Origin of the sequence: Trinickia dabaoshanensis (assembly GCF_002879885.1) — a bacterium.
In the GTDB taxonomy this organism is placed as follows: Bacteria; Pseudomonadota; Gammaproteobacteria; order Burkholderiales; family Burkholderiaceae; genus Trinickia; species Trinickia dabaoshanensis.
Genome location: NZ_PNYA01000016.1, coordinates 127311 through 144196, shown reverse-complemented (window position 1 = coordinate 144196; position 16886 = coordinate 127311). Strand labels below are relative to the sequence as shown.

The window sequence follows — 16886 nt, the reverse complement described above, 5'->3', positions numbered from 1 at the left end:
ATGGAGCGCCCGGTACGCGGCAATTTGCATGGCAACCACTATATCTGTCCCTTCGCGGCCCTAAAACCGGCCAGTTCAGTAGTCTTCACCCTACTCATTTGCGTGGATGCGTCGTTGCACTACGAGACTCGCGCTTGAGACAGGGAGTAGCGAACTTTTAAACTGACTGTCGAATATCCACGAATGTTCAGGGCAAGGGCGAGCTATGGCGGGGCTTCAAAAACGGTTGCTGCAGTGGTGGCCGGGCGCGGTCGGCGGCGCCGACGACGTGCGTCGTCCTACGAGGCCCTACGATCTTGCGTTGGCGGCTTTCGTTGCGATCGTCGTCTCTTTGTTCGTCTTGCCGCTGCCGACCGCGGTCATGGACGGGCTGATTTCCTTGAACCTAGCCGTCAGCATCGTTCTGCTCACGGTTTCCACGTATCTGCCCTCGGCCGTCAGCTTTTCGTCGTTTCCGGCGCTGTTGCTCTTCACGACGCTGTTGAGGCTGTCGCTGAACATCGCATCGTGCAAGCTGATCTTGCTCAACGCGCAGGCGGGCCACGTCATCGATGCATTCGGTCACCTCGTCGTCGGCAACAACATCGTCGTGGGCGGCGTCGTGTTTCTGGTCATCGCCATCGTCCAGTTCGTCGTCATCGCGAAGGGCTCGGAGCGCGTGGCCGAAGTCGGCGCCCGCTTTTCGCTCGATGCGATGCCGGGCAAGCAGATGAGCATCGACGCCGATCTGCGCGCGGGCATCATCAATTCGGATGAGGCCAAGCAACGACGCGAGCGGCTCGAGCAGGAATCGCAGTTGCACGGCGCCATGGACGGCGCGATGAAGTTCGTGAAGGGCGATGCGATCGCCGGCGTCATCGTCGCGTTCATCAACATCCTGGCCGGTATCGCGATCGGCACGTTGATGAAGGACATGAGCATCGGCGATGCGTTGCATCGATACGCGATTCTGACCGTCGGCGATGGCATGGCATCGCAGATTCCGTCGCTGCTCGTTTCGATCGCCGCCGGTATCGTGACGACGCGCGTGGCGACGCGCGATGCCAGCGAAAGTCAGCTCGGCGAGCAAATCGGCAAGCAGATCACGGCGCATCCGCGCGCCTTGCTGATTACCGCGGCGGTGCTGCTTGCGTTCGCGGTCGTGCCGGGCTTTCCGACGTGGTCGTTTCTGGCGTTGGCGGCGGCGATCGGCGGTGGCGGCGCATTGCTGTTGCGCCGGCGTAAAACGATGCCGCCGCTGAAGTTGATCTCGCTCGCGGAGCCGCCTGCCGACGACGGCGAGGAAGCGAGAATCGATCTTCACACGTCGGGGATTACCGCGCCGCTGGCGATTACGCTCGCACGCGGGCTCTCGTCGCATATCAATCTGGTGCGCTTGCAAGAGGCGTTTGCACAGGCGAAGACGAGCGTCGACGCGGATATCGGGCCGATTCTGCCGCGGGTTCACGTGAGCTTCGATGGGTCCCTGCCGGAGAACGCTTACCGCGTGTTCGTGCAGGACGTGTTGGCGTCGTCCGGTTATGTGCGCCCCGACAAACGGCTGTGGGACGGGGTAACGCCGCTTCCCGAACACATCGAGCGCGAGCCGGGCGAGGCGTTCGGGCCGTTCCAGCAAGTCGTGTGGTTGCCTGCGCAGGCACTGACGGCGCCCGCCAAGGGTAAGGCCGGCAGGGGCGCGAGTGCCGAGGGCGCGTCATCGACCGACGAGATCGGGGCCGCCGGGCTTCGTTCCGAGACGATCATCGCCGAGCACGTGGAGAGCGTCGTGCGTAAGCACGGGGCCTCGCTGATCGGCATTCAGGAGGCGCAGCAACTGATCCGCCTGGTGCGCCGCGATCACGCCGAACTCGTCAGCGAGTTGACGCGTGTCGTTCCGCTGCAGCGTGTGACCGAGGTACTGCGTCGTCTGTTGCAGGAAGACATTCCGATCCGGAACCTGCGCATCATTTTCGAAAGCATGATCACCTGGGCCCCCAAGGAGCCCGACGACACGATCGCACTCGTCGAACTCGTGCGCGTCGACTTGAAGCGCATGATTTCCGATCGCTATGCGGGTAGCGGCCGCAAGCTCGACGTGATTCTGTTCGAGCCGAAGCTGCAGACGCGATTCGAAGAGGCGGTCGTGCGCACGCGCACGGGCAACGTCCTCGGGCTCGCGCGTGGGATCAAAGAGAACGTCTGCCAGCAGGCACGCACGATTTTCAACGGCCGCGCGGGCCTCAGCGAAATGCGGCCGCGCGGCCGTAAGGCCGACGGTGCGGCCGATCGCGTGGCGGTGGTGGTATCGCTCAACGTGAGGCGTTACGTGCGCACCACGCTCGCGGCCGTGTTGCCCGACGTTCCCGTGTTGTCGTACCAGGAGCTCGAGGAAGACGTGCAGCTCAACACGATCGGCTGGGTGTCGAACCCGGCTGAATGAAGCCCGCGGCGCGGGCCGGACGCAAGCTCGAACTTAAGCATCGAATGACTACTGAGACGATTCTCGACATCACTCGCCAGGCATTGCTGCTCGTGTTGATGCTGTCGTTGCCCGTGGTGCTCGTGGCCGCTTGCGTGGCGCTCGTGACCGCGGTGGCGCAGGCGATCACGCAAGTGCAGGACCAGTCGATCGGGATGGCCGCAAGAATGATCGCGGTGATGGTGACGTTGATTTTGGTGGGCGGCTGGATCGGCCGCTCGGTGTTGCTGTTTGGTCAGCAGTCCTTTGCGAGGTTGTTTTGAGAATAAGAACACTTGCTGTGCTGGCAAATCTCATGCGCGCCACGCTGCCGCGGCACGTTGCGCTCGTGCCGCTCGTCGTCTGTGCGGCGAGCGCTTTCACCAGCACGAACGCCGCCTGGGGGGCGGAGCTTCAGTGGCGCGAACGGCCTTATACGATCGTCGCGGATGGCAAGAAGGTGTCGGACTTCATCCGCGAACTCGCCGCCGCGCAAGGCGTGACGGCCGTCATCGACGACAAGGTGGAAGGCACGATCAGCGGCAACTTTTCGGGGACGCCGCTTGCCACGCTGCGCACCGTGTGCGCGACTTACGGGCTAACGTACTACTACGACGGTTCGCTGCTCTACATCGGCCGCGCGACCGATGCGCAGACGCAGGTGTTTCCGATTCCGAGAGGCAGCGCGGGGGAGCTCTCGCGCACGCTGCAGGCGATGCGGATTCCCGACAAGCGTTTCCCGCTCATCATCAGCGATCGGGAAAATACGATCTACGCGTCCGGCCCGCAGCGCTATATCGAACTCGTGAGGCAAGCGATCCAGACGTTGGCGGACCCCTCGCGCGGGCTCGATCGTGCGGAAATCCATGCCTTCCCGCTGCGCTATGCGTTTGCGTCGGACTTCGATATCAATCGCTCGGGCAAGGCGGTGAAGATTCCGGGGATCGCGACGATTCTCTCGCAGCTCTACGGCAAGAACGGCGGCCGCAACGGCCTGCCGGGGGGCGGCCGGATAACCGACGCGACGCGTCAGGTCAAGCTCGCTTCGGGCGACACCATCGGGGTGCCTCGCATCGGTATGGGTGGCGCCGCGGGTAGCGCCATGAGCAACGGCGGCTATGACGGCGGCGTCGCGGGGGACGATACGTCGAGTTCGACCGGCGGCTTGAGCTTGAGCCCGTCTTATGCGGGCGCGCCGGTATCGCTGCCGCAGATCGTGGCCGATTCCGGGACGAACTCGGTGCTGATCCGCGACGTGCCCGAGCATATGCCGCAGTACGCGCAGTTGATTTCGACGCTCGACGCCCGCCCGCGCCTCATCGAGTTGAGCCTCACGATCATCGACATCGACGAAAACGCGCTCGATTCGGTCGGCGTCGACTGGCGCCTGCACACGAAACATGGCGACCTTCAATTCGGCAACGGCACGAACCCGCCGCTCACGTTCAACAACACGACGGAAGCGGGACAAACGGGCGCGACCGTGCCGGCGGGCCTCGCGTTGACGGCCTCGGTGGGCGGGTCGATGCTCAATTACTTCCTCGCCCGCATCAATGCACTGGAGAACAAGGGCCAGGCGAAGACGTTGTCCAAGCCGCGCGTACTCACGCTCGACAACAACGAGGCCATCCTCGAAAACTTGACGGAATTTTACGTTCAGGTCGCGGGGTACCAGGACTCCTCCCTCTATGGGATCACGACCGGCACGAGCGTGAAGATCACGCCGCGAATCGTGACCGATGCGGGTCGTCCGAGCGTGATGATGTCGATCAACATCGACGATGGCCAACTGAACCCGAATATCACCGTGACGAACGTCCCCGCGGTGACCGAACGTAACATCGTCACCAAAGCGATGATCGACGAAGGCAAGAGCTTGCTCATCGCCGGCTTCAACAACGAGGACGAAAACGTCACCAAGAGCGGGATTCCGTTCCTCAAGGACATCCCGTGGGTGGGCAATCTGTTCAAGTACACCACGAAGACCGGCGATCGCACCGACCGCTTCTATCTGTTGACGCCGCGCGTCGTGGAGTTGGCGAACGCCTACGAGCCGGGCGCCGCGCCGCTCGACGGGCAGACGACCAATCCGGGCGCGCCGTACAACCCCTCGGCGTCGCCGGGCGGCGGCGTGAACGATCGCACCGTCGTGCCCGGTGCGTTGGACGATACCTCGCCGGGCGCAGGGACGGTACCGGGCAGCGCGCCCGCTCGAGGCAAGGCGCCGGCGGCCCGCCCGCAAGCGCCCGTTTCCGCCGCACCGAATCGCCCGTCCGCAACCGCGGCGAATGGACCGCTTGGGAACGGCGGGCCGAGCGCGCCGGTCTCGCCGGTCACGCACACGCAATTGGCCGATGCCGACGTGCGTGAGCCGCGGGTCCCGGCGGTGGGGCGTTGACGAGGACGACATAAATGGACACCCCGGCCCCTTCCGCGAGTCCCCTCAAGGCCCCATGGAGCCTCTCGTTCCTGAGCGGCCCGCTATACGGCCGCACGATCGCGCTGAAGCTCGGCGACAACTGGGTGGGGTCGGGGGCCGACTGCGATGCGATCGTGGCCGACGGGGAAATTTCGCCGCGGCAACTGCGGCTCTCGGTGGGGCAAATCGCCGTCACCGTGCAGAACGTCGGCGAAGCCGAGGCGTCGCTCAACGGCGCACCGCTCGACAGCGCCCGGCGCGCGTTGAGGCATGGCGACGTGATCGAAATGGGCTCGATACGCCTCGGGATCGTGCCGGCGCAGCAACCGCGCGAATTGCCGCCCGAGGCGCCTGCCGCGAAGCGCGGCGGCGCGCTCGCGCAGTTGGCCCAGCACCCCTGGACGGCCTGGGCGGCGAGCCGCCGCGTACTGGTTACGTTGGCCGCGCTTTGGGGCGTCATGGTGCTGGCCGGCGGAGCGTATCTGGCGATCGGCGCGACCAATCCGTTCTGGTTCCAGGCGAGCGCGACCGAGCGGCTCGACCAAGTCGTCGAGGCGCTGCACGACTACCCGGAGGTGAAGGTCGTGCCGACCGGAGAAGGGTTCGTGGTGTTCGGCTATGTGAATTCGCTGTCGGATCGAGATCGTGTCCAACGTCTCGTGCAGAGTTTTCCGCAGACGACGGTCGGCGACGTGTACGTGATCGACGAGTTGCTCGGATCCGCGCGCCTTTACTTCAGCGATACGCCGCTCACCGTCGCCTACGCGGGGCACGGCAAGGTCGTCGTCGGTGGCACGGGGGCGCGGTCGTTGCAGCAGCGCGTCGCGAATTTTTCGAAGGACGCGAAGCCCGCGTTGCAGGTCATCGATCGCGTGGCTTACGAGGATACGGGAGCAGCCCCGCGCAAGCCGAAGCCGAGTGCGGGCGAAGTGCCGGACATCGTCGGCGTATACGACGACGGTACGGGTACGCGCTTCATCGAGACGGCGGACGGTGCGCGTTATTTCGAGGGATCGCACTTGCCCGGCGGGCTCGAGCTTCAGCATGTCGGCGCGGATGGCGTGGTGTTTTCGCGCGGCAGCGATCGGTTCTTCATGCAGGTGAGCGGTGCCGCGATGCATGCCATCGCGCCGCCGCCGGGCTGAACGAAGCGGGGACGGCACGCAGGCAATTGGTGCGGTACCCGAAAGTAGGCTGGCGTGGCGCGCGGGCGCCGCGCGGGCATTGGAGCGCGGCGACGCGCATTGGGAGCGCGCTACCCGGGAACGGGTTGCGTATTTTTACGCAGTATCGGAAAGGAGAGTAAGGATGAGCGGAACACAAAACGTGAGCGGCACCGCCAATCAGTCCATCAACGATATGAACCAAGGAACGATCGACGCGCAAGCGATGGAAGGTGCGCAAGCGAAGTTCACCGAGGCGATGCAAGCCCTCCAAATCGATTCGTCGACGAACACGGCGAGGGCCGATCTAAGCAAATCGGAAGGCGAAGACATGAAGGATCTGTCGAGGGCCTGATGATGGCAAGGACGTTGAACGCGTCCCTGGGGGCGCCGCTTGGCGGCGCCCTCCGAGCGCTTTTCGGTGGAAATACGCCGTCGATTAAGAGAGATCAACATGACCGTCCCAGCGATAACTGCAATCGAGCCGTCTGCCGTCCATAAGCCGTCTGCCGTGCATCAGCCGGCCGCCGAGCACGTCAATGCGGCATCGGTGATGCCGGCCGCCCCCACGCAGGCGCCGAGCGCCGCCGACGCCAAGCATTTCGACCATCAAGTGGCGGGAAGCGATGCCGCCAACGTCGGTACGGTCCAGATGCACCATAGCGTGAACAAGCCGCACGGCATCGAGGAGGTCGTCACGCATTTGCGCACCGAGACGGCCGCGCTCGACGCCAAGTTCGATAAGACGTTCTCTCAGGGCGTGCATGCGACGTCGTTCATCGATTCGAGCGATCCGATGATGTCGATGGTGCGGATGGCCGATTTCAGCTATTCGGCGACCACGATGCTGATGCAATACCAGTTCAGCTTGAACATCGCGGATGCGTCGACCGGCACGACGAAGTCGCTCATCAAGAATGACGTCGGCTGATCGCGCCGCGATGCCGTCAACCAGCGAGGCTGGGATGCAAATCATGAGAAAGCTGTTGCGCACCGGCGCTGTGCTGGCGTGTGCGTTGCTGCTGGCCGGATGCCAGCAGGAACTCTATATGGACTTGTCGGAGTCGTCGGCGAACGAGATGGTCGCCGCGCTGGCGAGCTCGGGCATCGATGCTTCGAAGTCCGAAGTACCGGATCACGGATGGCAGGTGACCGTCGAAGGCCACGACGTGGCCGCCGCGCTCAATGCGCTGCACGCCGACGGTTTGCCGCGCCCGTCGCTTGAAAACCTCGGCGATTTGTTTCGCAAGCAGGGGCTGGTCTCGACGCCGGCCGAGGAACGCGTGCGCTACATCTACGGTGCCGAGCAGGAACTCGAAAACACGCTGCTCGACGTCAATGGCGTGATCGTCGCGCACGTGCACGTCGTCATACCGGAGAACGATCCGCTTGCCGACAAGATCAAGCCATCGTCGGCCTCGGTCTACATCAAGTACCGCTCCGGCGTCGATCTGAAGATGATGGCGCCGATGGTCAAGGATATGGTCGCCCACAGCATCGAAGGGCTGTCCTACGACAACGTCTCGCTGTTCCTTCAAAGCGCGCCGCCTCGAGCGGCGGGTCCGCGAGACGACTGGGCCATCGGCTCGCGCATCCTGCCGTGGCTCGGTTTGGCGCTCGCGCTGCTCACGCTGCTCGTCGGCGCCGTATTCGTGCTGCGACGCGGCTTGTTCAAATTGCCCGGGGTGGTGGCGGGCGATGCGCAGCGCCATGCCAACTGAGGAGACCCAACGTGCCGGCCGCTTCGCGCGGCTCGTGAGCGAGTTCAATCTGCGACCCGACCGTTACGTCGATCCAAGCTGGCCGGCCGGTATCTGGCCTGCGCCGTGGAACGACATCGCGCGCTTCGGCGAACGCGGTAGACGGGTGCTGGCGAACGCACTGCTGGCGGCAGTGGATGTTCCGGTGGACGACTCGGGCGGCATGCGGTGCGAGTTCGAATTCGCCGCACGAGAAGGCCGCCTTGCGTTGCTACCTCGCGAGCCGTTGCTGGAGCTGGCCGAACTGTGCGGGCTATGTTTGCACAAGGCGTGGTTGAAGAGCGAGGTGACGCGCGGTGTCGAGAAGGCGTTGCTCGCCGAGTTCGGTGCGCAGACGCTGGCGTTCGTGCGTGAGCGCACACCGCTTTTCGACGCGGTCAGCGAAACGCTGGAGCCCGTGCAGCGCTATCCGAAGCTCGTCGTGCAAAAGATTCGCGCACGCGGGGGGCGAATCTTGCTCGACTTCGCCGCGACGGCCGGACGACCGGTGCTCGCGCGCATGCGTTTGAAATTGCCGCGCATCGCCGACGTGCAGCCCGCGTACCGGCTCAACGACGCGCAGCGAGACGAGCTCGCCGAGCTGCTCTACCTGTGTTTGATTCCCGAGAGGTTGCAGGCATGGGACTGGCTTTTCTGATCACGAGCGACAATCTGCAAATTCTCTCCGAGCGCAAGGTGCTCAAGGAGCACGAGTATGCCGCGCTGCTCGACGCGAACTCGATCGTCAGCACGGCGAAGCAGGAGGCCGAGCGGATTTTGGAAGCCGCGAACCTGCGCAAAGAAGCGCTGTGCGAGCAGGGCTACCAGGAAGGTTTCGCACGCGGCGAGCGCGAAGGGGCGCAGCGCGCGTTTGCCGCTACGCTCGATACGGCGCATGCCTTGGCGTTCGCGCGCAATACGATGGCCGATCTCGTCGTGCGCGCGTTGCACGAGCTCATCGGAAGTTTCGATCGAGAACGGATATTCGCGCGGGCGCTGGACAAAATCGATGCGCTCGTGCGCGAAGAGGCGTTCCTCATCGTGCGCGTGGCGCCCGATGCCGTCGAGTCGATGCGCGAAGTGCTGGCCGCGCATCGCGACGCGCATGCAGGCGACGGGGAGACCGTGCTGCGTACTCAGGCCGTGCGCGTGGTCCCCGATCCAACGCTCGGTGCATCGGACTGTGTGGTCGAAACACCCGCGGGCAGCATCGATGCCAGACTCGGCACGCAGATCGACGCGATTCGTGCCGCGATCCTCGATCGGAGGGCACCTTGAACGAACCTTTCCCGTCTTCTGGCGGCGCGAGCTGGCGCGACGCACTGGCCGCGCAACTGCGCGGCGACGGACTGTCGGGCGGTTTCGCGCAGTCGCTCGACAGCCTGGGCGGACTTCGCATGCGCGGGCGCGTCACGCAAACGGCTGGACTGTTGATTCACGCCTCGGGCATTCAGGCTCAGCTCGGGGAGGTTTGCGAACTGCATACGCCGGGCTTGCGCCCGATGTTCGCCGAAGTCGTCGGGTTTTCTCGCCAAAGCACCGTGCTCACGCCGTTGGGTTCGCTCGCCGGATTGTCGATCGCGACCGAGGTGGTGCCGACCGGGCGGCAGCATACGTTCGACGTGAGCGATGCGCTGCTCGGCCGGGTATTGAACGGGCTCGGCGAGCCGATGGACGGTAAGGGCTCGATCGTGCAAGGCGTACGCGTCAGCGCATTGGCCGAACCTGTCGGCGCGCTGGAGCGCGCCATGATCGACGAGCCGCTGTCGACTGGCGTGCGTGCGATCGATGCGTTCCTCACGACCGGCATCGGGCAGCGCATGGGGATCTTCGCGCCGGCCGGCGTAGGCAAGAGCACGCTGCTCGGCATGATCGCGCGCGGCGCGGCCTGCGATGTGGCCGTCGTTGCGCTGATCGGCGAGCGCGGTCGGGAAGTGCGCGAGTTCATCGAACACAATCTGTCTCCCGAAGCGCTGGCGCGCACGGTACTCGTCGTATCGACGTCGGACCGGCCGGCCATGGAACGCGTGAAATCCGCCTACGTCGCCACCGCCGTGGCCGAATACTTTCGCGACAAGGGGCAGCGGGTCCTGCTCCTCATGGATTCGCTGACGCGATTCGCACGCGCGCAGCGGGAAGTGGGCCTTGCGTCGGGCGAGCCGCCGACGCGCCGAAGTTTCCCGCCGTCGACGTTCTCGGTATTGCCGCAGTTGCTGGAACGCGCGGGGCAGGGCGTGCGCGGGTCGATCACGGCGTTTTACACGGTGCTCGTCGAAGGCGAGGACGATAGCGACCCGATCGCCGAGGAGGTGCGCTCGATCCTCGACGGCCATATCGTGCTATCGCGCAAGCTCGCCGCGGCGGGCCATCATCCGGCGATCGATCTGCTCGCGAGCGCATCGCGCGTGATGACGCGAGTCGCATCGGAAGAACATCAGGCGGGCGCCGCGAGAATGCGCGAGTTGCTCGCCAAGTATCAGGAAATCGAACTGCTGGTGCAGATCGGCGAATATCAGGCCGGCAGCGATCCGCTGGCCGACACGGCATTGGCGGCGCGCGGCGCCTTGCGGGAGTTTTCCGTGCAGCGCGGCAATCAGCTCGAGGCTTATGACGACGTTCTCGCGAAACTCGGCGAATTGAGAGGGAAATTTGGAGAAGACCATCGGGAAGATCGCCCAGCTGCGTGAAGTCCGGCGCGAAATCGAGCTCGCGCGGTCGATTCGTCAGCAAGCCGAAGTGGACCGTGCCAGAGAGGCGCTCGAGCGGGCGCGCCGGGCACTCCAGCAACTCGAAATCGACAAGAGCGAGCATCTGCAGAGGCTCGCGCAGCGCTGGCGTGGGAGCGCGTTTCCGGCGTCGGATCTCGCCAGCGCCGGCATCGACGTGCTCGTGTACGACCGGCAAGCCGAGGCCAAGCGCGAAAGCATCGAGGAGGCACTGAAACGGCTGAGGGAAGAAGAGGCGAAGCTCACGGAAATTCAAAAATCGTTGCGGCGTGTCGACGCCAAGTGCGAGGCGTTGAAGCGCACGGGAGAGCGGCTCGAGCGCGACGCGGCCCGCCGCGCCGAAGCCGCGGAGGAGGCGCTTGCCGACGAGGCCGCGCTCATCGGCATCAGCGCGGCTCTGATTCGCAACGGCGGTGTGCCAAGCTGACCATGGTCTCGAGCTTCGACGACATCTACAACATGTTGCGTCCGATGACGCTCGTGTTTCCCCGCGTCATGCCGATCATGCTGATCGTGCCGGCGTTCAGTCCGACGGTGGTGACGGGGCTCGTCCGTAACGGATTCCTTGCGGTGATGGCCATGTTCATTGCGCCGGCGCTCGACTTTCACTCGCTGATGTCGGTGCCGCCGCTGGTATGGGTCGCGGTCGTGCTGAAGGAGGCGCTGATCGGCGTCCTGTTGGGCTTCGCGTTCAGCACCGTCATGTGGGCCATCGCGGCGGCCGGATCGATGATCGATTTTCAAACGGGGTCGGGCAACGCCTCGTTCTTCGATCCGATCGGCGGGCACGAGGGCGGCCCGACGGCGGGATTTCTCAACCTGCTGGCGGTGACGCTGTTCGTCACGGGCGGGGGGCTCAACCTCATGCTGGCGGCGTTGTTCGAGTCGTATCGCGTATGGCCGGTCGATTCGTTCGCGCCGCATTTCGGCAACGCGCTCCTGCCGTTCGCCGAGCGCGGCATGACGGCCGTGATGCTGTGGACGGTGAAGCTCGCGGCGCCCGTCGTCATCGTGCTCGCCGTCGTGGAACTCGGCTTTGGACTGATCGGGCGCTCCATGCCGCAGTTGAACGTGTTCACCATGTCGCAGCCCGTCAAAAGCGCGGTTGCCGTGCTGATGATGGCGCTGTTCCTGCCGTTCGTCTATTCGTCGATGCATGGCTTCCTCGGTCCCGACAGCGGTCTCGTCGGGCTGCTGAAGTCGATGCTGTGACCTCGATCGCCGTGGTGCCATGAGCGAAAAAAATCAACCGCCCACCGCGAAACGTCTACGCGATGCGCGTAAGAAGGGCGACATCGCGCGCAGCACGGAACTCGTCGATGCGCTCGTTTTTATCGCCGTGATTGCCGCGCTGGCTACCCAGGCACCGAATTTCATCGCACTCTTGCGCGAGCTGTTCGATGTCATGTTCGAGGCCGTCGCGTCGCGGGACCCGGCTGCCGCCGTACACGCCGTGCTGGCGCGCGCAATGCGTGCCTGGTTCATGGTCGGCATCGGCATCGTGGCGTTGGGCGGCGTGGTGGCAGCCGCGGTGGCGCTCGCCCAGACCGGCGGTCTCGTGGCGTTCGAACGGATCATGCCGAGCATGGACAAGCTCAATCCCGCGAACGGCATGAAGCAGATGTTCTCGATGCGCAGCCTGATCAACCTCGTCAAGATGACGGTCAAGACGACCTGCCTGGCGGGGGCGATCTGGGCGCTCATTCACAGCTCGCTCGATGCGCCGCTGCAGGCCGGCTATTTGACGCCGGCGGGCATGCTCGCTGTTACGGGGCGCATGCTTTCGCTGCTGCTCGGCTGGGCGGCGGTCGTCTTCATCTGCTTCGCGGTGATCGACTACGTTCACCAGCAGTTCGAATACGTGAAAAAGCTGCGCATGTCGACAGAGGAAGTTCGCCGCGAATATCGCGAGATGAACGGTAACCCGCAGGTCACATCGCGCCGTAAGAGAATGGCGCGGGAGCAAGTGTTCGATGCGATGCAAGACCGGGTGAAAGGGGCGTCGGCGGTCGTCCACTCTTCCAGAATTGCCGTCGCGCTGCAGTACACGCAAGGGTCGGTGCCATGGGTTTCGCTGCGTGCGGAAGGAGAAACCGCGCTGCGCATCGTGGAGTTGTCGCGCGAATTTCTCATTCCGACCGTGAACGACCCGTCACTGGCCGAGGCGCTCTTCGACGGCGTGCCGGAGGGAAAGTACATCGACGAGGCGTTTTTCGACCGCGTGGCGAAGCTGCTGCGTTGGGCGCGAGGCAAGGAGGAGACGCCGGCGCCGTGAATCGACGCGATGCCGGTGACGGCGGCGCTGGGCCTGCAATCGTTTAGACGCTCAGGACCGATTCGAGCAATCGTTCGATATAGGCGAAGTCGTGGCACGCGAGCGCGGTGAAGCCGTCGCAAGCCGCGAAGTAACCCATGAACGCGACGACACTGCAGCGCAGGAGAAAGCGCAGGCAAGCGTCGAAGCTGCGTGCCGTGAGATAGGCGTACATGAGGTAGAGCATCGCGAGCAGTAAGGCGGCGAAACCGGCCACCGAGGCGCAGCTCGTGGCGAGCGGCAGCAAACTGTCGGACCAGGTCGGCCATCGATCGAGCGGGGGCAGCCCGCCGTAGCGCAATTGGGCCGTCAAGGCATAGATTCGCCGGGCACTATGCGCCGTGTTGCGCAGATAGGTGTCGCTGCATAGCGCAAGCCAGCAGGCGAGCGTGGTGCCGAGCAGATAAAAGCCATCGGGCAGCCGCGAACGTCCGTAGACACGCAGCGTGACGATCAGCGAGACGAGCGTGAGCGGCGTACCGATGACCGCCAACGCTTCGAGCACGCTGTTGTAGCTCGGGCCGAACGCCGGATACGTGACGGCGACGGCGAGGACGAGCAGGCGCCACAACGATCGAAAGGTTCGTTGGGCCGGCCCGAGCGCTTCATTGACGACGAATACGTTACCGAGCCCTGTCGCGCTCACTCGACGTTTGGCGGCAAGACTCGTCTGCAGCGCGACGATGGACACGGCGCCGGCGATGCCGATTGCGACGATGCCGTTGGTGCCGAGCAGTTGCTCCATGTTCAGACGACTTGCATCTTGCCGGCGAGATAGGCGAGCTGGCTGCGATTGCGGGCGCCGAATTTTTCGCGCAACTGGCGCAGATGGTAGTCGACGTTGTGGACGGTGGTATTGAGCCGCGCGGCGATGGCCTTGTCCGGCATGCCGACGACGACGGCGCCCAGGATCTGCTGCTGCAACTGCGACAGACCGTTTGCGTTGTCTTGACGGCAGATCGCCTGAACATGCGCTGCGCAGCGCTGATGCAGCGAGAGGCCTAGGCCGAGCGCCTGTGCGATGACGCTGTCGGTGATCCATTCGCAGTGCTCGGGGGGGCCGGCGAACAGAATCAACGCGCGCAACGACGTGCGCGCGATCGGCAGGCTGAAGGCCAGCCCGCTCGCGAGCCCGTTTTCACGCATGCCGTCGAAGAACCGGCGCATCGGCGGATCGATGCCGTCCTTGCGCGATGCGTTCACGAGCGAGCGCATGTCCCATACGTGAGGCCGGCTCGATTCGAAAGCGCGCCGCATATGCGGATCGCGCAGCAGATAGCCGCCTTGGAGCGATTGCGGCAGCAAATCCGTGCGCAGGTAATTGCGCAGCAGGTAGGCGTATTCGGGCTGCTTGTGCGCATCGAGCTTCAGGGCGGCGTAACCGAGGCCGGAAAAACCCATGATGTTGAGAATGCCGCGAATCATGCGGACACGTTCGTCCGCCGTGCGCGCCGCGCCCAGTTCGGCGGCGATGAACGTCGCATCGGCGGTTTCGTCGGCGCGCAGGAGCGGAGCCACCTCCAGCTCGTCGATATAGCGGATCTCGCAGGATGCGCGCGCAGGCAAGCCGGAAGCCGGGCGGGGGGAAGGTGCCGCCGGATTTTGCAGGTCCTCGAGTTCTTCGACCACGTCGATATAAGACATGGGGGTGTCCTTTCTTTCGTTGTTTTAGGAAGACGTCCACGGCGCCTATGACTTGCGAGAGGCGATGGGAGGCGGCGGTGCGATCGAGGGTGCACCGACCGGGCGGCACCTGACGTGTCTGAGAGGATTCTATTGAGGGCGCCGTATGCGTGCCGCATGGCATTCCGTAGTTCCATGCGTCGGCAACTACGAAGATATGAGGAATTTACGAAATCTCGGGGGCGCGCGCGAAAGCGAGGCGCAATCTTCGCGGGATAAAAAGTTCCAGTTCACTACGCTTCGATTACGTGTAAGATCCTGTATGGATATACAGTATTTGTGGTGCTCCGATGCTTGCCGCCTCTGTTCGTGCAGAAGACCTCCATCCGTCGCTGTGGCGCGCCTCGCAGCTAGCGCGCGGTCGCGCGCGCGTATTGGAAACGGGGTATCCGGCGCTGGCGGCCGAGTTGCCCGGCGGCGGTTGGCCACTCGGCGCGCTGGTTGATTTGCTCGTTCAGCAGGCGGGAATCGGCGAGATGCGGTTGTTGCAGCCTGCGTTGAGCGCGTTGAGCGAGCGGCCGATCGCCTTGCTGCAGCCGCCGCAAGTGCCGAATGGCTTGGGGTTTGGGTACATCGGGTTGCCGCTCGATCGGCTGTTGCACGTCAAGGCCCCGAAGACAGGCGATGCCCTGTGGGCCGCCGAGCAAATCTTGCGGGCCGGCAGTTGCGGGGCGTTGATTTTTTGGGCTTCGCATGCGCAGTCGTCATCGCTGCGCCGTCTGCATCTGGCGGCCCAGTCGAGCGACACGCTGTTCGTGATGGTGCGGCCCTTAACGGTCGCGCAAGAGGCCTCGCCGGCGCTGTTGCGGTTGGCGCTGCGGCCTTCCTCCAGCGGGTTGGTGGTCGATGTCGTGAAGCGACGAGGGCCGTCGTGCACGGAGCCTTTGTCGATTCCTCTTCAACCTACCCCTGTTTTGCTGTCTCGCCATGCGCGTCTTTCTCGCCGTCCATTTGCCGAAACTGCCGCTCGAAGTGTTCCGGCCGAAGTGGCTGCCTGAGCCGGCGGCCGGTAGCGTCGTGTTCGAGAAGGACAAGGTGGTCATCGCCGATGCGCCCGCGCGTGCGGCCGGCATCCGGCTCGGCATGAAGCGCGGTGGCGTGCTCACGCTGTCGGCCGGCGTGCTCATGGTCGAGCGCGATATGGCGCGCGAGGCCGCGGCGCAGCGCGAAGCCGGTGTCGCGCTGATGCGATTCTCGCCCGACGTGGCGCTGGCCGAGGAAGCGACGGTCATCGTCGAAATCGGCGCGAGCCTTAAGCTGTTCGGCGGGGTACGGGCATTGTGCCGGCAAGCGCGTGCGATTCTCGAGGCGCTCGGCTTCACGGCGCGCATCGGCATCGCGCCGACGGGACAAGGCGCATGGCTGCTCGCGCGCTACGGTAACCGGCGCGTGCTGCGGCTCGGCACGCTCGAGCGTGTCTTGTTGCCGTTGCCGATGCACTCGGTGCCGCAAACGCGGCCGTTCGTCGATTGGTTCGCCGGTCTGGGCTGCGCAACGATCGCCGATCTTCGCCGTTTGCCGCGAGCAGGGCTGCAGCGCCGCTGCGGCGAACACGTACTCGACTCGCTCGATCGCGCATTCGGTACGGCACCGGAACTCTTCGATTGGCTCACGCTGCCGTCCACGTTTTCGGCGCGCCTCGAATTGCCCGATCGCATCGAGCATGCGGACGGCGCGCTATTCGCCGCGCATCGGCTGATCGTGCAGTTGTGCGGTTGGCTGTGCGCCAAGCAATTGGCGGTGACGGCCATCGTGCTTTCTCTCGAGCACGAGCGGGGCAGGCAAGCCATGGCGCCCACCATTCTTGAAATCGCGCTCGGCGAGCCGGCATGGCAGGAGACGCACCTGCTGCGTTTGCTCAAGGAGCGGTTGCATCGGATCGAATTGGCGGCTCCGATGATCGCGGTGCGGCTCGACGCCACGAAGGTGGAGGCGGCGGCTCCGCCGGCCGAGCAGCTTTTTCCCGAGCCGGGTGGTTCGGCGCAAAGCCATGCGCGTCTACTCGAGTTGCTGGTGGCCCGGCTCGGCGAGGATCATGTTTTACGCCCCGCTCCGACAGCCGATTACCGGCCCGAGGTGGCGAATCGATGGGTGCCGCTCGGCGAGCAGCATGCGAAGGCAAAGGGCACGCTGCCCGAAGGGCTGCCGCGGCCGACATGGATGCTCGCCACACCCGTACGCTTGCTCACGCGGGCCCATCGGCCGTTTTACGGATCGCCGCTACGCGTCGTGTCGCCGGCCGAGCGCATCGAGGCCGGCTGGTTCGACGGCGAGCTCGTCACGCGCGATTACTTCGTCGCCGAGGCCGACGATAAAAGCTATTACTGGATTTACCGCGAACGCGTGAGTAGCCGCGACGCGGACGAAGGGCCGCGCTGGTTCCTTCACGGCTTATTCGGATGATG

General features: G+C 64.6%; 17 protein-coding genes. 15 read left to right on the top strand and 2 right to left on the bottom strand.

Translation table 11 applies throughout. The features are described from left to right. The first annotated feature begins 205 nt into the window (after window positions 1-205). The 13 genes from sctV to C0Z18_RS18210 all read left to right on the top strand — a co-directional run bounded on the left by sctV (window position 206) and on the right by C0Z18_RS18210 (window position 12759). On the top strand, window positions 206-2419 hold the full coding sequence (gene sctV, locus C0Z18_RS18270; RefSeq protein ID WP_102646825.1) for a type III secretion system export apparatus subunit SctV: 2214 nt from the start codon (window positions 206-208) through the stop codon (window positions 2417-2419). 44 nt (window positions 2420-2463) lie between these two features. Then, window positions 2464-2721: an EscS/YscS/HrcS family type III secretion system export apparatus protein gene (locus C0Z18_RS18265; RefSeq protein WP_102646851.1), complete on the top strand. Its 258-nt coding sequence runs from the start codon at window positions 2464-2466 to the stop codon at window positions 2719-2721. Between the two features lie 32 nt (window positions 2722-2753). Then, the gene (gene sctC, locus C0Z18_RS18260; protein ID WP_102646824.1) at window positions 2754-4835 is read left to right on the top strand and encodes a type III secretion system outer membrane ring subunit SctC; all 2082 of its coding nucleotides are present in this window, start codon (window positions 2754-2756) and stop codon (window positions 4833-4835) included. Window positions 4836-4849: 14 nt separating this feature from the next. After that, complete coding sequence (locus tag C0Z18_RS18255; protein WP_102646823.1) at window positions 4850-6001, top strand: FHA domain-containing protein; 1152 nt, start codon at window positions 4850-4852, stop codon at window positions 5999-6001. A gap of 163 nt (window positions 6002-6164) precedes the next feature. After that, on the top strand, window positions 6165-6374 hold the full coding sequence (locus C0Z18_RS18250; RefSeq protein WP_102646822.1) for a hypothetical protein: 210 nt from the start codon (window positions 6165-6167) through the stop codon (window positions 6372-6374). A 99-nt stretch (window positions 6375-6473) separates the two neighbouring features. Continuing rightward, the gene (locus C0Z18_RS18245) at window positions 6474-6950 is read left to right on the top strand and encodes a hypothetical protein (RefSeq protein ID WP_146014039.1); all 477 of its coding nucleotides are present in this window, start codon (window positions 6474-6476) and stop codon (window positions 6948-6950) included. Window positions 6951-6993: 43 nt separating this feature from the next. Further along, complete coding sequence (sctJ, locus tag C0Z18_RS18240; RefSeq protein ID WP_233217374.1) at window positions 6994-7740, top strand: type III secretion system inner membrane ring lipoprotein SctJ; 747 nt, start codon at window positions 6994-6996, stop codon at window positions 7738-7740. Next, window positions 7730-8416 carry a SctK family type III secretion system sorting platform protein gene (locus C0Z18_RS18235; RefSeq protein ID WP_158244259.1) on the top strand — a complete coding sequence of 229 codons (687 nt, stop codon included), beginning with the start codon at window positions 7730-7732 and terminating at the stop codon, window positions 8414-8416. Before sctJ ends, C0Z18_RS18235 begins: the two co-directional genes overlap by 11 nt. Next, window positions 8398-9036 carry a type III secretion system stator protein SctL gene (sctL, locus tag C0Z18_RS18230; RefSeq protein WP_102646819.1) on the top strand — a complete coding sequence of 213 codons (639 nt, stop codon included), beginning with the start codon at window positions 8398-8400 and terminating at the stop codon, window positions 9034-9036. Before C0Z18_RS18235 ends, sctL begins: the two co-directional genes overlap by 19 nt. Next, complete coding sequence (locus C0Z18_RS18225) at window positions 9033-10445, top strand: FliI/YscN family ATPase (RefSeq protein ID WP_408647040.1); 1413 nt, start codon at window positions 9033-9035, stop codon at window positions 10443-10445. Before sctL ends, C0Z18_RS18225 begins: the two co-directional genes overlap by 4 nt. Next, entirely contained in the window at window positions 10408-10911 is a 504-nt protein-coding gene (locus C0Z18_RS18220; RefSeq protein WP_102646818.1) for a hypothetical protein, read from the top strand. Before C0Z18_RS18225 ends, C0Z18_RS18220 begins: the two co-directional genes overlap by 38 nt. Before the next feature lie 2 nt (window positions 10912-10913). After that, entirely contained in the window at window positions 10914-11696 is a 783-nt protein-coding gene (gene sctT / locus C0Z18_RS18215) for a type III secretion system export apparatus subunit SctT (protein WP_102646817.1), read from the top strand. A gap of 19 nt (window positions 11697-11715) precedes the next feature. Beyond that, window positions 11716-12759, top strand: a complete 1044-nt coding sequence (locus C0Z18_RS18210; protein ID WP_102646816.1) for an EscU/YscU/HrcU family type III secretion system export apparatus switch protein — start codon at window positions 11716-11718, stop codon at window positions 12757-12759. A 43-nt stretch (window positions 12760-12802) separates the two neighbouring features. Here the strand turns inward: C0Z18_RS18210 and C0Z18_RS18205 are convergent, their stop codons facing one another. Both C0Z18_RS18205 and C0Z18_RS18200 read right to left on the bottom strand, forming a co-directional pair. Continuing rightward, the gene (locus C0Z18_RS18205; RefSeq protein WP_102646815.1) at window positions 12803-13543 is read right to left on the bottom strand and encodes a hypothetical protein; all 741 of its coding nucleotides are present in this window, start codon (window positions 13541-13543) and stop codon (window positions 12803-12805) included. A 2-nt stretch (window positions 13544-13545) separates the two neighbouring features. After that, window positions 13546-14442 carry a helix-turn-helix transcriptional regulator gene (locus C0Z18_RS18200; protein ID WP_102646814.1) on the bottom strand — a complete coding sequence of 299 codons (897 nt, stop codon included), beginning with the start codon at window positions 14440-14442 and terminating at the stop codon, window positions 13546-13548. A gap of 329 nt (window positions 14443-14771) precedes the next feature. On the opposite strand from C0Z18_RS18200, the gene imuA reads away from it, so the two are divergent. Together imuA and C0Z18_RS18190 are read left to right on the top strand one after the other, a co-directional pair. Continuing rightward, window positions 14772-15479 carry a translesion DNA synthesis-associated protein ImuA gene (gene imuA / locus C0Z18_RS18195; protein WP_102646813.1) on the top strand — a complete coding sequence of 236 codons (708 nt, stop codon included), beginning with the start codon at window positions 14772-14774 and terminating at the stop codon, window positions 15477-15479. Continuing rightward, window positions 15409-16884, top strand: coding sequence for a Y-family DNA polymerase (locus C0Z18_RS18190; RefSeq protein ID WP_102646812.1), 1476 nt, complete (start codon window positions 15409-15411; stop codon window positions 16882-16884). Before imuA ends, C0Z18_RS18190 begins: the two co-directional genes overlap by 71 nt. The last annotated feature ends 2 nt before the right edge of the window (window positions 16885-16886 follow it).

Coding starts and splice junctions, on each gene's coding strand:
- C0Z18_RS18245 (WP_146014039.1), top strand. CDS start 6,474: ATGACCGTCCCAGCGATAACTGCAATCGAGCCGTCTGCCGTCCATAAG.
- sctC (WP_102646824.1), top strand. CDS start 2,754: ATGCGCGCCACGCTGCCGCGGCACGTTGCGCTCGTGCCGCTCGTCGTC.
- sctL (WP_102646819.1), top strand. CDS start 8,398: ATGGGACTGGCTTTTCTGATCACGAGCGACAATCTGCAAATTCTCTCC.
- C0Z18_RS18200 (WP_102646814.1), bottom strand. CDS start 14,442: ATGTCTTATATCGACGTGGTCGAAGAACTCGAGGACCTGCAAAATCCG.
- C0Z18_RS18235 (WP_158244259.1), top strand. CDS start 7,730: ATGCCAACTGAGGAGACCCAACGTGCCGGCCGCTTCGCGCGGCTCGTG.
- sctJ (WP_233217374.1), top strand. CDS start 6,994: ATGAGAAAGCTGTTGCGCACCGGCGCTGTGCTGGCGTGTGCGTTGCTG.
- C0Z18_RS18190 (WP_102646812.1), top strand. CDS start 15,409: ATGCGCGTCTTTCTCGCCGTCCATTTGCCGAAACTGCCGCTCGAAGTG.
- sctT (WP_102646817.1), top strand. CDS start 10,914: ATGGTCTCGAGCTTCGACGACATCTACAACATGTTGCGTCCGATGACG.
- imuA (WP_102646813.1), top strand. CDS start 14,772: ATGCTTGCCGCCTCTGTTCGTGCAGAAGACCTCCATCCGTCGCTGTGG.
- C0Z18_RS18265 (WP_102646851.1), top strand. CDS start 2,464: ATGACTACTGAGACGATTCTCGACATCACTCGCCAGGCATTGCTGCTC.
- C0Z18_RS18250 (WP_102646822.1), top strand. CDS start 6,165: ATGAGCGGAACACAAAACGTGAGCGGCACCGCCAATCAGTCCATCAAC.
- sctV (WP_102646825.1), top strand. CDS start 206: ATGGCGGGGCTTCAAAAACGGTTGCTGCAGTGGTGGCCGGGCGCGGTC.
- C0Z18_RS18205 (WP_102646815.1), bottom strand. CDS start 13,543: ATGGAGCAACTGCTCGGCACCAACGGCATCGTCGCAATCGGCATCGCC.
- C0Z18_RS18210 (WP_102646816.1), top strand. CDS start 11,716: ATGAGCGAAAAAAATCAACCGCCCACCGCGAAACGTCTACGCGATGCG.
- C0Z18_RS18255 (WP_102646823.1), top strand. CDS start 4,850: ATGGACACCCCGGCCCCTTCCGCGAGTCCCCTCAAGGCCCCATGGAGC.